Raw genomic sequence first — 13,121 nt, forward strand, 5'->3', positions numbered from 1 at the left:
CTGTTGCGGTGGGCGGCATTTCCCTGTCCCATGACCATGGGGTGAGATCGCCCGATAGGCTCATCGGCGCACCAAAGAGCACGAACGCACAGCGATGGGGGAAGCGGTGGCGGACGACGGATTCGACTTCAGGCCCGGGGCGCAGATTCCGCTCCAGGGCGGCGGGGGACAGACGGCGGCGACCAACGCACTGGCCTCCGCCGCTTACCGCGACGCCGGCAAGGACACGAAGCTGGAGTCCATACTCAAGGCCACCAACGAGAACCACCCCGCCACGGTCAAGCCGCCGAAGATCTCCCTCTTCGAGCCCAACCTCGGCGAGGCGTTCTGCCGCGCCGTCGAGGCCCGCACGCTGACCCCCGGCCGCAAGCCCCTGATCCAGTCCTTCGGGACCGACCCGCAGACCGTCGTCGAGCACTGCCTGGCGGCCTCCCGCATCCGCAAGGAGCGCGACAAGAAGCTCCGGTTGATCATGCTGGTGTGCGGCGTGGTGTTCCTTCCCGGCCTGCTTCTGTGGCTCGGCCTGTTCCAGCTGCGCAAGACCCTGACCTCCGGGGAGAACAAGCGCTCGTCCTGGATCGGCACCGCCCTCCTGGTCGGGGTGGCGATCGTGGCGGCCGTGCTGATGTTCCGGCTGCCGTTCACCGGTTTCCTGGGCCTCTACCTGCGCGGCATGATCATCGCCCCCGCCGTCGGATGGCTGTTCGCCCGCCGGATCTGCGAGTCCACGGCCGTCGACCTGCGCTCGCGCTGGGACGGGCTGCTGGCCGGGGACGGGATCGGCGCAAAGATCCCGGAGGCCGTGCCGGGCAACCCCGACGAGAAGGCCCGCGAGGACCTGCGCCACCAGCTGGCCAAGCTGACCGCGGAGGACCGCAGCAACCACGTCTTCTACGCGGGCCCCAAGGGCATCCTCGGCATGGGGACCCGCTGGGGCAGCTGGCAGATGGCCGAGGAGCTCACCCCCAAGACGGAGGGCGCCGAGATCCACCCCTTCCGCAGCTGGGACGTGGTGCGGGCCGTCGACGCCGAGCTGCGCAAGCTGGAGCGCGGCCCCCTGCACACCGGCGGCTTCCCGACCGCCGCGATACAGCACTGGATCGTCACCCCCATCGGCGAGGGCGCCGCCGAGGTGGCCCGCCCCACCGGCGAGAACACCGACAACTTCCTGATCAAGCCGCACGAGATCACCCGGATCTGCAACGAGCAGCAGTTCAGCGCCGGCAACCGGCACTACCTGGGCATCCAGTACCCGCTCTGGGACGGCCAGCTCATCATCAACATGCTGGTGACCGTCACCGTGCTCTACAAGACGCTGCGCGTGGACGTCACCGCGCACGCGCTGGGACCGGTGAACGGCCTGTTCACCACGAAGTCCGCGGCCCCGGTGGTGGAGGTGCCCAAGAGCATCCGCTTCTGGGAGACCGTGGAGCGCCCGCTGCCGCTGGTGACCGCGCAGGAGGTCGTACGGCTGGCCGTGCGGGCCCCGCTCACCTGGTACCCGCCGGTCCTCGACTTCCTCGGCGGCAAGCTGGTCCTGCCCGAACCCTTCGGCGTCCGGCACGTGTGGGCCGGATCGATGTGGCGCCACCGCTTCATGGCGGACGACGCGTTGCGCACCGTGGCGCCGGTCCTGCGCGCGGTGCACGCCGCCACCTTCAGGGTGCTGGAGGAGAACGGCGTCGACACCGACCGCTTCACCAACCGCTCCTCGATCATGAGCGGGCTGATCCAGGAGCCGGCGCCGCGCAAGGCGGACGTGTACGACGCGTAGGTAGGCTGGGAGCGAGGCCTGGCCGATCCCGGATCCGGAGGAGCGAGCGACCATGACCGAGCGCAAACCGCCTGGCGTGGACATCGAGTCCTGGGTGGACCGGCAGATCAGACAAGCCGCCGAGCGCGGCGACTTCGAGAACCTGCCGGGCTGGGGCAAGCCGCTGGCCTCGCTCGACACCCCCTACGACGAGCTGTGGTGGATCAAGGGGAAGCTGCACCGCGAGGGGTTCTCCGCACTGCCTCCGTCGCTGGCGCTGCGCAAGGAGGCCGAGGACGCGAGGGAGGCGGCCCTGGCCGCCCGTTCCGAGCGCCAGGCCCGGGACATCCTCACCGGGATCAACGAGAAGATCCGCGCGGCCCTGCGCATGCCGCCGCAAGGGCCGCCCCTCAACCTCACCGAGTTCGACGTCGAGGACGTGCTGCGCACCTGGCGCGAGGCCCGCGCCGCGTAGCCCCGGGCCCGGTCAGTCGGTGGGCCAGGCCTCGGCGAGCATCTGGCGGGTGTCCGCGAGGAGTTGGGGCAACACCTTGGTGTGGCCGACGACCGGCATGAAGTTCGTGTCCCCGCCCCAGCGTGGCACGATGTGCTGGTGCAGGTGCGCGGCGATGCCGGCCCCGGCGGCCGCTCCCTGGTTCATGCCGATGTTGAAACCGTGCGCTCCGGAGGCCTTGCGCAGCGCCGTCATGGCCCGCTTGGTGAGATCGGCCAGCTCCGCCGTCTCGGGCCCGTCGAGCTCGGTGTAGTCGGCGACGTGCCGGTAGGGGACGACCATCAGGTGGCCGCCGTTGTACGGGTACAGGTTCAGCACCGCGTAGACGTGCCGGCCGCGGGCGACGACCAGGCCGTCCACGTCGGACAGCTCCGGAATCCCGCAGAAGGGACAGCCGTCCCCGGCCTCCGGACCGGTCGGCTTGTTCTCCCCCTGGATGTAGGCCATCCGGTGGGGCGTCCACAGACGCTGGAACGCGTCCTGCGTGCCCACACCGATCTGCTGCTCCGGCTCAGTCGTCATGGCGGCAAGCATATGACCTCGCCTGCGCGTACGAGGAAGGCCCCCGAAAAGTGATCACTTTCCGGGGGCCCGCTCCGTGCGGTCAGACCTGGACGCGGTCCGCGACGACCTTGGCCAGCTTGGCCAGCGCCTCGTCCTTGGCGATGCCGTTCTCCTGCGAACCGTCGCGGTAGCGGAAGGAGACGGTGCCCGCGGCCATGTCCTCGTCACCGACGATGATCATGAAGGGGACCTTGAGCTTCTGGTGGTTGCGGATCTTCTTCTGCATCCGGTCCGAGGAGGCGTCCACCTCGACCCGCAGGCCCTGCTTCTTCGCCGCGGCGGCGAACTCCTGCAGGTACTCGACGTGCCCGTCGCCGATCGGGATGCCGACCGCCTGGACCGGGGCCAGCCACGGCGGCATGGCGCCCGCGTAGTGCTCCAGCAGCACGGCGAAGAACCGCTCGATCGAGCCGAACAGCGCGCGGTGGATCATGACCGGGCGCTGGCGGGAGCCGTCCGGGGCGGTGTACTCGAGGTTGAACCGCTCCGGCAGGTTGAAGTCGAGCTGGACGGTCGACATCTGCCAGGTGCGGCCGATGGCGTCCCGCGCCTGCACGGAGATCTTCGGGCCGTAGAAGGCCGCGCCGCCCGGGTCGGGGGTCAGCGGGAGGCCCTGCTTCTCGGCGACCTGCTGGAGGACGGCGGTGGCCTCCTCCCACACCTCGTCCGAGCCGACGAACTTCTCCGGGTCCTTGGTGGACAGCTCCAGGTAGAAGTCGGTCAGACCGTAGTCGCGCAGCAGGTTCAGCACGAAGGTGAGCGTGCGGTCGAGCTCCTCCGCCATCTGCTCGCGGGTGCAGTAGATGTGCGCGTCGTCCTGGGTGAAGCCGCGGGCGCGGGTCAGGCCGTGCACGACACCCGACTTCTCGTACCGGTACACGGTGCCGAACTCGAACAGGCGCAGCGGCAGTTCGCGGTAGGAGCGGCCGCGCGCGTCGAAGATCAGGTTGTGCATCGGGCAGTTCATGGGCTTGAGGTAGTAGTCGGTGCCACCGTCGAGCTGCATGGGGGGGTACATCCCCTCCGCGTACCAGTCCAGGTGGCCGCTCTTCTCGAAGAGAGCGCCCTTGGTGGCGTGCGGGGAGTAGACGAACTCGTAGCCCTCCTCCTCGTGCCGGCGGCGCGAGTAGTCCTCCATGACACGGCGGATGATGCCGCCGCGCGGGTGGAAGACGGCGAGGCCGGAGCCGATCTCGTCCGGGATGGAGAAGAGGTCGAGCTCGTTGCCGAGCTTGCGGTGGTCGCGCTTCTCGGCCTCGGCGAGGAAGTCGAGGTGCGCCTTCAGCTCCTCCTTCGAGGGCCACGCGGTGCCGTAGATGCGCTGGAGCATCGGGTTCTTCTCGCTGCCGCGCCAGTAGGCGGCCGCGTTGCGCATGAGCTTGAAGGCCGGGATGTTGCGGGTGGTGGGCAGGTGGGGACCGCGGCAGAGGTCCTTCCAGCACAGCTCGCCGGTCTTCGCGTCGAGGTTGTCGTAGATGGTCAGCTCGCCGCCGCCCACCTCGACGTTCGCGCCGTCGTCGGTGGACGCGGCGCCCTTGATGCCGATGAGCTCGAGCTTGTACGGCTCGTCGGCGAGCTCCTCGCGGGCGGCCTCGTCGGTGACCACGCGGCGGGCGAACCGCTGCCCGCGCTTCTGGATCTCCTGCATCTTCTTCTCGATGGCCTTGAGGTCCTCCGGGGTGAAGGGCCGGGCCACGTCGAAGTCGTAGTAGAAGCCGTTCTGGACCGGCGGGCCGATGCCCAGCTTGGCCTCGGGGAAGAGCTCCTGCACGGCCTGGGCCATGACGTGCGCGGTCGAGTGGCGCAGGATGTTCAGGCCGTCCTCGGAGGAGATCTCCACCGGCTCGACGGTCTCGCCGTCCTGTACCTCGTACGCGAGGTCCTTGAGCTCGCCCGCGACGCGCGCGGCGACGATGGTGCGCTCGCCGGCGAAGAGCTCCGCCGCCGTAGTGCCCGTGGCCACCACGCGCTCGTCCCGCTCGGAATCGCGTTGGATGATCACACGGACGTCTGACACCGGTCTCTCCTGACTCAGGGGGTGCGCGAGCGAACACTGCGCGCGTGAATCGTACCGAGCGGAGTGGCTGCGCCGCTAAACGGTTACCCACCGGTCGGCTCCACCCCCTCCCGGCCCACCCCACCCAAGCCCCGACCTGCCCCGCCGAGGTCCGGCAGGGCCCCGGCCGCCCCGTGCCCGGCCCTGACCCCGGCGAGCTGCGGCCGGCTCGCGCCCCAACCGGCGAGCTCCGGTCGGCCGATCCCGAGCCTGGGCCGATTTGCGCCCGGTCCCGGCCGGTCCCGCGGCGGGGACGGGTCCGGGTCCTTGCCCCGGCGCGGGCGCAGAAGACGGGCCGGCCCCGGCCGCCGGACCCCCTCGGAGCGGGAGCCCTTCCGGGGCCCTGGTGCGCGGGGCGCAGGCGGGGCGTGGGGCGGGGCCCCTCCGGGACGTCGGTAGCCTGGGCGGATGGACCGACCGGAGATTCGCCCCCTGGACCTGGCCGACGATGACACCGCGGCCGGGGTGCACCGGGTCGGGCTGGCCGCGTACGCGGTGGAGGCGGAGCTGATCGGCTTCGGGGGGATTCCGGCGTTGGGCGAGAGCCTGGACGAGATGCGGGCGCGTGCCTTGAACTGGGTCGGGGCGGTTGCCGGGGGCGGGGAGATCGCCGGGTTCCTCGCCTGGGAGGAGCAGGCCGGCGGCGTCGGGATCGACCGGCTCTGCGTGGACCCGGCCTGGTTCCGCCGGGGCATCGCCTCCCGGCTGCTCCGCCACGCCCTGACGGAGCTCTTCCCCGGCCGCCCCGTCACGGTCACCACCGGCGCGGCCAACACCCCCGCCGTGACCCTCTACACCCGCACGGGTTTCACCCGCGGCCGGGACTTCTCCCCCGCCCCGGGCCTCGTCATGGCCTCGTTCACCACCGGCGCCTGAGGAGCGGAGCCGCGCTCACTCGTCGCGCGGCAGGGCGTCTTCGGGATCGAACGAATCGTCCAGCGACTTCATCAGGCGGTCCCGCTCGACCTCGTCCAACGGCACCGGCGCCACATCAGCCGCATCCGTCAGCCGGCGGAACCCGCCCCGCCGCTGGAGCCGCCCGCTGACCCGGACCGGCAGGCCCACCAGGTGTGCGTGGCCCGCCACCCGGTACGCCTCCTCGTCCAGCGCGACCCGGACGTACGGGACCTCCGCCCCCGCCAGGACCCGCAGCCGGACCGTGCCTCCGCCGCCCGCCGCCGAGCGCCGCATCCGTACCACCGCGCCCGCGATCCGGACCGCCACGGCCGGCTCGGTCCGGGTGTAGCGTGCGGCGGCCTCGCGGAGCACCGGCAGGTCGCCGGGCGAGAACTCCACCGGCTCCGGGCGGGCCGCGCATCCCGCCGGGACCCCCGCCGCCGGAGCCCACGCCAGCGCGACCCGGGCCCCCTCGGAGCCGCGGACCAGCGCGATCAGCGCATCGGCGAGCTCGCGGCTGACCCCGGCCCGCACGGCCGCGTCGAAGGCCTCCATGCCGCCCGTGGCCCGCCGGTAGTCCACCGCCTCGCGGGCCGCGTGCAGCGCGTGGTGCAGCCGGGTCACCGTCCCCCGCCCACCGCCCACCGGCACGAACGCGGTGAGCCGCCGCCCGCCGGGAGAGGGCCCCACCAGGACCCCGTCCAGGGCCCGTTCGGCCTTCGCCCGGTGCCGCGCTCCGTAGTACCCGGCCCGCTCCCGGTCCGCCAGGGCCCCGGCCAGCAGCAGCCGGCGGGCAGCCGAGCGCAGCTGTTCCTGCACCGTCCAGTCGGCCTCGCCCCGCAGCCCGTACGCCCCTTCGGGGATCTCCCGCTCCCAGCGGACCTCGTCGCTCGGCACGCTCAGTCCGTACAGCACCTCCCGCGCCGACGGCAGGGAGCTGCGCGAGAGCGCGGTCAGCGCCTCCTCCAGCAGGTCCGCGCAGTCGGGGAAGGTACGGCTCTCGGGGACGAGCAGGCTGGTGCCCCCGCTGCCCGGGGCATGGGCGGCGGGCGGGGTCCAGCGCCCGTAGCGCCCGGCGGCCCCGCCGCGCCGCAGCCAGCCGTGCCGGTGCAGCAGCGCGCCCAGCACGGCCGGGTCGACGTGCTCGGGGTCGGGCCCGGCGGAGGCGAACTCCGGGGACGGGAGCGGTTCGAGGTGCGGTGCCTGCCAGTTCATCAGGGTGTCCCTCCCGACCCGACCCGGGTCATGATCTCGCACAGCGCACGGTCGTCGAAGATCCGCGAGGTCGGGATCCGTACGGTGGTCCGGCGCCGGCCGGTCACGGGGTGTCCGGCGAGGTTGGTCCAGTAGCAGCAGTGCCGCAGGTCGAGCCGGTCGTGTCCGGCGGCGAGCCACTGGTCGCGCTCCCGCGGCACGAGCATCACGACGAGGATCTTGTGGACGGCGACCGGGGTGCGGGCCAGCTTCACCAGGTGCTCGTTGTCCAGGGTGAAGCCGAAGGTGGGCCCGGCCGGCCGCGGCGGTATCTGGTAGGTCGCCTTCAACTGCACCTTGATGGTGACCTCGTCGTCGACGACGTGCTCGGGGGCGCCGTGGCTGACGTGCCAGTCGATGCCGTTGTCCGGGAAGGGCTGGGACAGCGAGCAGCCGGCCGCGGCGGCGACGGCGTGCAGGTATCCCACCTGGAGGGTCTCCATACAGGCGGTGGTGGCGAGGGTGCCGCGCAGCGGTCCGCTCCGCGCCTCGCCCGGCGTGCCGGTGCGCGGGTCGATCTGCCCCGCCAGCAATCCGCCCTGTTCGGGCTGCGCGAGCGCCATGGCCGGCTCCCCATGCCTTCCGGGCTCTGCCGTGGGTGGTGGGTGGGTTGACGGCCGGTCATGTGCACGGCCCCCCAAGGATGTTGTCTCCGCACCCGGGTACCCGCAAACGGCGTACGGGGCAAACAGCCCGGGTATCACCGTTGCGGGCAAGGGTGGCGTGTTCCGGGTGCGCCCCATCTGCCGATCGGGGACGAGGAGTTCGCCATGACACGCTGGTACGAGGGCCCGCTGGCCGCATTCGACACGGAGACGACCGGGGTGGACGTCGAGGAGGACCGGATCGTGTCCGCCGCGCTCGTCGTGCAGGAGTGCGCGGGCGGACGGGTCCGCACCACGCGCTGGCTGGTCAATCCCGGTGTCCCGGTGCCCCCGGGAGCCACGGAAGTGCACGGACTGACCGACGAGCACCTGCAGCGCCACGGCCGGTGGCCGGCGCCGGTGGTGGAGGAGATAGCCCGCGGCCTCGGCGAGCAGCAGGTGGCCGGCCGGCCGGTGGTGGTGATGAACGCCCCGTTCGATCTGACGCTGCTGGACCGGGAGTTGCGCCGGCACCGGGCGTCGTCGCTGACGCGGTACCTGGACAACCGGCCGCTGACGGTGCTGGATCCGCGGGTGCTGGACAAGCACCTGGACCGCTACCGCAAGGGCCGCCGGACCCTGACGGACCTGTGCGCGCACTACGGGATAGAGCTGGAGGGCGCGCACGACGCGGCGGCGGACGCGCTGGCCTCGCTGGAGTTGGTGCGGGCGGTGGGGCGCCGGTTCGCGGCGCGCCTGGAGCGGCTGTCGCCGGCCGAGCTGCACACGCTGCAGGCGGTGTGGCACGCGGCGCAGGCGCGGGGGCTGCAGGCGTGGTTCGCGCGGCAGGGGACGCCGGAGGCGGTGGATCCGCACTGGCCGCTGCGGCCGGGACTGTCGACGGCGGCGTAGGACGCGGCGCGGAACGCACCCCGTACGTGCCGGACATGCGGAAGGCCGGCCCGTCAGGTGACGGACCGGCCTCTCCCGGTGGGCGATACTGGGATCGAACCAGTGACCCCTTCGGTGTGAACGAAGTGCTCTCCCGCTGAGCTAATCGCCCGGGAACGCACTGAACAATACAGAAGCCTCGGGGCTGGTTCAAACCGCTTCCGACGAAGCGGTCAGCCGGGCCGCGAGGCCGCGCCGCCCGGCCCGCATCATCAGGGCGTGGTTGAGCCGGAACACGGGCCGTCCGGGCAGCGCGAGGCGCCGCATCAGGGGTCGGCGCACCTCCACCTCCTGCTCGTACAGCACGCGGGTGCGTGCGCCGCCGGCTCCGGCGCGCGGCCGTACGGTCCACCGGGCCCAGCCTTCCAGATCACCGTGCAGGGACACCTCCAGCACCCCGCGGACGGGGTCGCGCAGCAGTTCGCCGACGGTGACGCGGAGCGCGTACGGAAGGACCGAGCGGACGGTCGCGGTGCCGGTCCGCTCGTCGACCGGCTCGACCCGGCGGATCTGGGGCCACCACCGCGGGTACTCCTCCGGCTGCGCGAGTACGGCGTAGACGTGCGCGGGCGGGGCGTCGAGGTCCCACACGCTGCGGAAGCGGTAGCGGGTCCAGCGGTCCCGGCGGTTGAGGTCCATGGATCCAGTCTGGCCGGGTGCGGGCGCCAGTACGCCCGTTTGCGCCGGGTCTTGCACCGGTCCTCCCGCCCGGCCGTGCGTACTCAGGGCGGATCTGAGTACGCGCGCCCATGTCCCGGCCGCGTGACGGGCGCCACACTGCGAACCATGAACACCCCTCTGCCGCCGGCCGAAGAGCTGGCGCTCATCGACCGTGAGCTGGCTCAACTCGATGCCCGGCGCCTGTACTTGCTGGGCCGCCGGGACTGGCTGCTGCGGCTGCCGGTCCCACCGGTCTGGGCCCCGGCGGCGCCCGTGCGCCCCAAGGAGGCCTCGGCGCCGAGCGCCCAGAACGTCCTGCTCACCCTGGGCGCGGTGCTCCTGGCCGTGGCCGCGCTGGCCTTCACGCTGCTCAGCTGGGGGTCCCTCGGGATCGCCGGGCGCTCGGCGGTGCTGGCCGCGGTGACGGCGGCCGCGCTGGCGGCGCCCGCGGTGCTGCTGCGCCGCGGGCTGGCCTCGACGGCGGAGTCGGTGGCGGCGGTGGGCCTGCTGCTGACGGTGCTGGACGCGTACGCGCTGTACGCGGTCGGCCTGCCGGGCACGGACGGCACGGCGTACGCGGCCGGGGCGGCGGCGGTGCTGGCCGCGGTGTGGGCCGGCTACGGCCTGGCCCTGCGGGGCCTGCGGATCCCGCTGCCCGCGGCGGTGCTGGCGGCGCAGTTCCCGCTGCCGCTGGCCGCGCTGGCCGCGCAGGCGGGACCGCCCGAGTTCGGCTGGGCGCTGCTGGCGACGGCGGCGCTGGACGCGGCGCTCGCGCTGCGGGCTCGGGCGGCGGCCGTCCCGGCGGCGGTGCTGGGGGCGGGTGCGCTGCTGATCGGCGTGGCCGGGTCCTGGTCGGCCGCCTCGGCCGGCGACGCGCTGGCCCCGGCTGGGCTGCTGCTGGCGGGTGCGGCGCTGGGTACGGCGGCGGCGTGGCGGGAGCCGCGTGCCTGGCCCGCCGCGCTGGCGGGCGGTCTGGCGGCGGTGGTCGCGCTGGGCGGGGTGGCGCGTCCCGGGCTGGATGCGGCGTGGGCGGTGGCGGCGCACCTGCTGGCGGCGCTCCCGCTGCTGGCGGCCGTACGGGCCCGCGCGCTCCCGGCGCCCGTACGGCGCGGGCTGGGCCGGGCCGGTGCGGTGGCGGCCGGCCTGGCCGCGCTGGCGGCCGCGTCGGCGGCGGCTTCGGCGCTCGCGGCCCGGGTCGGGGTGCTGGGCGAGGTGTGGGCGGTGACGGAGCCGGCCCGGGACCCGATGTGGCCGGGTGCGGCGGTGCCGGTGACGCTGCTGGCCGCGGCGGGGGCGGCCGGGTGGCTGTCCCGGGTGTCGGCGCGGCCTGAGCCGGCGGCCGTGGCCGTGGTGCTGGCCTGGGCGGGGCTGTTCGCGGCTCCGGAGCTGCTCGGCCTGCCGGTGGCGGCGGTGTTCGCCGTGCAGACGGCGGTGACGGGGGCCGCGGGCGTGCTCGCCCTGCGCTCCCCGGAGCGCCTGGCCGGGATCACGGCCGCCGGGTGCGCGCTGCTCGGGGCCGTGAACGTGTCTCTGGGGGCGCTTGACGGCCGGGCGGCCACCTTGGCGGTGTGGGGGCTGCTGGGCGCGGGCTGCGCGGCTGGGGCGGCGTACGGGCCCGCCGGGCGGCCGGTGCGGGCCGGGGCGGCGGTGTGCGCCGTCGGGTACGCGACGGGGCTGCTGGTGGCGGCGGCCGCCGTGGCGGAGCTTGCGGTGGCCTGGTGGGCCCTCCCGGTGCTCGCCGTCCCGGCGGCGGTGGCGGCGTTCGGGCCGCGGCTCGGCGCCGTGCGGGTGCCGGCCGAGATCGCCGCGGGCGCGGCAGGCGTCCTCGCGGTCGCCCTGTCGGCGGGCCGTGCCGGGACCCTGGCGCTGGTCCTCGCCCTGGCGGGGGTGATCTGCTCGGGCGCCGCGGTGCGCGCGGACCGGCGGCGGCTGGGCTGGGCGGCGGGCGCCCTGCTGGCGGCCGCGAGCTGGGTCCGGCTGGCGGAGGCCGGGGTCACGGCCCCGGAGGCGTACACCCTGCCGGTGACGGTGCCCGCGCTCGTGTTGGGCTTCCTGCGCCGCCGCAGCGACATGGCGGCGTCCTCGTGGACGGCGTACGGGCCGGGGCTGGCCGCGACCCTGCTGCCGAGCCTGCTGGCCGTGCTGGCCGGCCCCCAGGCCGGGACCGCGAGCTGGCTGCGCCCGCTGCTGCTGGGGCTGGCCGCCCTCGCGGTGACCCTGGTGGGCGCCCAGCGGCGGCTCCAGGCCCCGCTCCTGCTGGGCGGCGGGGTGCTGGCGGCGGTGGCGCTGCACGAGCTGGCCCCGTACGTGGTGCAGCTCGCGGGCGCCCTGCCGCGCTGGGTGGCGCCGGCCCTGGCGGGCCTGCTGCTGCTGGCGGTGGGGGCGACGTACGAGAAGCGGCTGCGCGACGCCCGCCGCCTGAGGGACGCGATCGGGCGACTCGGGTGACCGGTGGTCCCGGCCGGGACCACTCGGGTGACCGGTGGTCCCGGCCGGAACCGCGGAAACGCCGGAGGCCCGGAGACGGTGAAGCCTCCGGGCCTCTGGTCCGGGTGGGCGATACTGGGTTCGAACCAGTGACCCCTTCGGTGTGAACGAAGTGCTCTCCCACTGAGCTAATCGCCCGGACGCACCGCAAACATTACCGCATGTCAGCGGTGCTCCCTGACCACCGCCGCCCGCTCACTGGTCCTTGAGGTTCCAGGGCAGCACGAGCCCGTACTTCCACAGGTAGAAGCCGATCAGCGCGGCCGCGATGGCGAGGCCCGCGCTGGTCAGGATGAGATTGCGGCGGCGGACCTTCGGGTCGAGCGCCTTCTGGGCGGCCTCGGTCACCTTGCGCTTGGTCCAGCGCAGCACCAGGTGCGCCCAGGCGAACTCGGTGGCCCAGATCGCCAGGCCCGCGAAGATCGCGACCCAGCCGGGGCCGGGCAGGACGAGCATGGCCACGCCCGCCCCGATGACGGCCAGGCCGACGATGAAGACGCCGACCTGCCAGCTCAGGTGCAGGCTCCGGCGGGCCTTGATGAAGGCGGGCGCCTTCGAGACGTGCACCTCTTCGGCGGCCGGCTCACTGCTCGCGGACTCGTCGGCCTCGCGGTCACTCCCCGTATTCATGAGGTCGAATCTACCCGAGCCGGAAGCACACGCGAACGGTGGTTTGGATCCGCCGTACGAGGGACCCAGAGGTCCGCAAAACGGTCAGAGGGGTTTACAACGGCACCGTAGGTGGCATGTCGATTTCGCCGACGTGCGAATCCCCGAGCGCACACTGAGCGAAAGGCCCTGGCGCTTATGAACACCACGGTCAGCTGCGAGCTGCACCTGCGCCTCGTTGTGTCGAGCGAGTCCTCACTGCCTGTTCCCGCGGGCCTGCGGTATGACACGGCCGACCCCTACGCCGTGCACGCCACCTTCCACACCGGCGCCGAGGAGACGGTCGAATGGGTATTCGCCCGCGACCTCCTCGCGGAGGGCCTGCACCGGCCCACCGGTACCGGCGACGTCCGCGTATGGCCGTCCCGCAGCCACGGTCAGGGCGTCGTCTGCATCGCCCTGAGCTCACCGGAGGGAGAAGCGCTGCTCGAAGCACCCGCGCGAGCACTCGAGTCGTTCCTCAAGCGGACGGACGCCGCGGTCCCGCCCGGGACCGAGCACCGGCACTTCGACCTCGACAAGGAGCTCTCCCACATCCTGGCCGAAAGCTGAGCCAGGCCCACCGCCGCGCGACACCGTCCGACTCGGGGCGACGGTGTGCGCGGGACAACCGCATACGCGAGACCGGCGCTGTCCACGCGGGAGCCACCCGCGCGGCCGGCGCCGGTGTGCGTGCGGGGACGCCGAGGGCGAGCCCGGCCCGATCGGCAAGACATCCCTCGGACGAGTACC

At 73.6% G+C, this 13,121-nt stretch carries 12 protein-coding genes and 2 tRNA genes; 6 read left to right on the plus strand and 8 right to left on the minus strand.

What is annotated here, in order from left to right:
* The first annotated feature begins 106 nt into the window (after window positions 1-106).
* On the plus strand, window positions 107-1,774 hold the full coding sequence (locus BGK67_RS08350; RefSeq protein ID WP_107488946.1) for a hypothetical protein: 1,668 nt from the start codon (window positions 107-109) through the stop codon (window positions 1,772-1,774).
* Window positions 1,775-1,826: 52 nt separating this feature from the next.
* Window positions 1,827-2,228, plus strand: coding sequence for a DnaJ family domain-containing protein (locus BGK67_RS08355; protein ID WP_069919485.1), 402 nt, complete (start codon window positions 1,827-1,829; stop codon window positions 2,226-2,228).
* 12 nt (window positions 2,229-2,240) lie between these two features.
* On the opposite strand, the gene BGK67_RS08360 is transcribed toward BGK67_RS08355, so the two are convergent.
* Both BGK67_RS08360 and thrS read right to left on the minus strand, forming a co-directional pair.
* Window positions 2,241-2,801 (minus strand): HIT family protein, encoded by a 561-nt coding sequence (locus BGK67_RS08360; RefSeq protein WP_069919486.1) that lies wholly within the window; start codon window positions 2,799-2,801, stop codon window positions 2,241-2,243.
* A gap of 70 nt (window positions 2,802-2,871) precedes the next feature.
* On the minus strand, window positions 2,872-4,848 hold the full coding sequence (gene thrS, locus BGK67_RS08365) for a threonine--tRNA ligase (RefSeq protein WP_069919487.1): 1,977 nt from the start codon (window positions 4,846-4,848) through the stop codon (window positions 2,872-2,874).
* Between the two features lie 447 nt (window positions 4,849-5,295).
* Between thrS and BGK67_RS08370 the strand changes: the two genes are divergently transcribed.
* On the plus strand, window positions 5,296-5,763 hold the full coding sequence (locus tag BGK67_RS08370) for a GNAT family N-acetyltransferase (RefSeq protein WP_069919488.1): 468 nt from the start codon (window positions 5,296-5,298) through the stop codon (window positions 5,761-5,763).
* A 15-nt stretch (window positions 5,764-5,778) separates the two neighbouring features.
* On the opposite strand, the gene BGK67_RS08375 is transcribed toward BGK67_RS08370, so the two are convergent.
* Window positions 5,779-6,999, minus strand: a complete 1,221-nt coding sequence (locus tag BGK67_RS08375; protein ID WP_069919489.1) for a hypothetical protein — start codon at window positions 6,997-6,999, stop codon at window positions 5,779-5,781.
* Window positions 6,999-7,601 (minus strand): DUF4365 domain-containing protein, encoded by a 603-nt coding sequence (locus BGK67_RS08380; RefSeq protein ID WP_069919490.1) that lies wholly within the window; start codon window positions 7,599-7,601, stop codon window positions 6,999-7,001. Before BGK67_RS08380 ends, BGK67_RS08375 begins: the two co-directional genes overlap by 1 nt.
* A gap of 207 nt (window positions 7,602-7,808) precedes the next feature.
* Here BGK67_RS08380 and BGK67_RS08385 point away from each other — a divergent pair, with 207 nt between their 5' ends.
* A complete protein-coding gene (locus BGK67_RS08385) occupies window positions 7,809-8,534 on the plus strand; it encodes a 3'-5' exonuclease (RefSeq protein WP_069919491.1) in 726 nt (241 codons plus the stop codon).
* Between the two features lie 79 nt (window positions 8,535-8,613).
* On the opposite strand, the gene BGK67_RS08390 is transcribed toward BGK67_RS08385, so the two are convergent.
* Window positions 8,614-8,685: transfer RNA gene (locus BGK67_RS08390), tRNA-Val, on the minus strand.
* A 38-nt stretch (window positions 8,686-8,723) separates the two neighbouring features.
* Window positions 8,724-9,212: an SRPBCC family protein gene (locus BGK67_RS08395; RefSeq protein WP_069919492.1), complete on the minus strand. Its 489-nt coding sequence runs from the start codon at window positions 9,210-9,212 to the stop codon at window positions 8,724-8,726.
* Window positions 9,213-9,359: 147 nt separating this feature from the next.
* Here BGK67_RS08395 and BGK67_RS08400 point away from each other — a divergent pair, with 147 nt between their 5' ends.
* The gene (locus tag BGK67_RS08400) at window positions 9,360-11,681 is read left to right on the plus strand and encodes an SCO7613 C-terminal domain-containing membrane protein (RefSeq protein WP_069923710.1); all 2,322 of its coding nucleotides are present in this window, start codon (window positions 9,360-9,362) and stop codon (window positions 11,679-11,681) included.
* 105 nt (window positions 11,682-11,786) lie between these two features.
* On the opposite strand, the gene BGK67_RS08405 is transcribed toward BGK67_RS08400, so the two are convergent.
* Together BGK67_RS08405 and BGK67_RS08410 are read right to left on the minus strand one after the other, a co-directional pair.
* Window positions 11,787-11,858 (minus strand) — tRNA-Val (locus tag BGK67_RS08405).
* Between the two features lie 57 nt (window positions 11,859-11,915).
* Window positions 11,916-12,350, minus strand: a complete 435-nt coding sequence (locus BGK67_RS08410) for a TIGR02611 family protein (protein WP_069919493.1) — start codon at window positions 12,348-12,350, stop codon at window positions 11,916-11,918.
* A gap of 177 nt (window positions 12,351-12,527) precedes the next feature.
* On the opposite strand from BGK67_RS08410, the gene BGK67_RS08415 reads away from it, so the two are divergent.
* Window positions 12,528-12,941 (plus strand): SsgA family sporulation/cell division regulator, encoded by a 414-nt coding sequence (locus BGK67_RS08415; RefSeq protein ID WP_030011909.1) that lies wholly within the window; start codon window positions 12,528-12,530, stop codon window positions 12,939-12,941.
* Window positions 12,942-13,121 lie beyond the last annotated feature (180 nt).

Origin of the sequence: Streptomyces subrutilus, from assembly GCF_001746425.1 — a bacterium.
GTDB classification, from domain to species: Bacteria; Actinomycetota; Actinomycetes; order Streptomycetales; family Streptomycetaceae; genus Streptomyces; species Streptomyces subrutilus_A.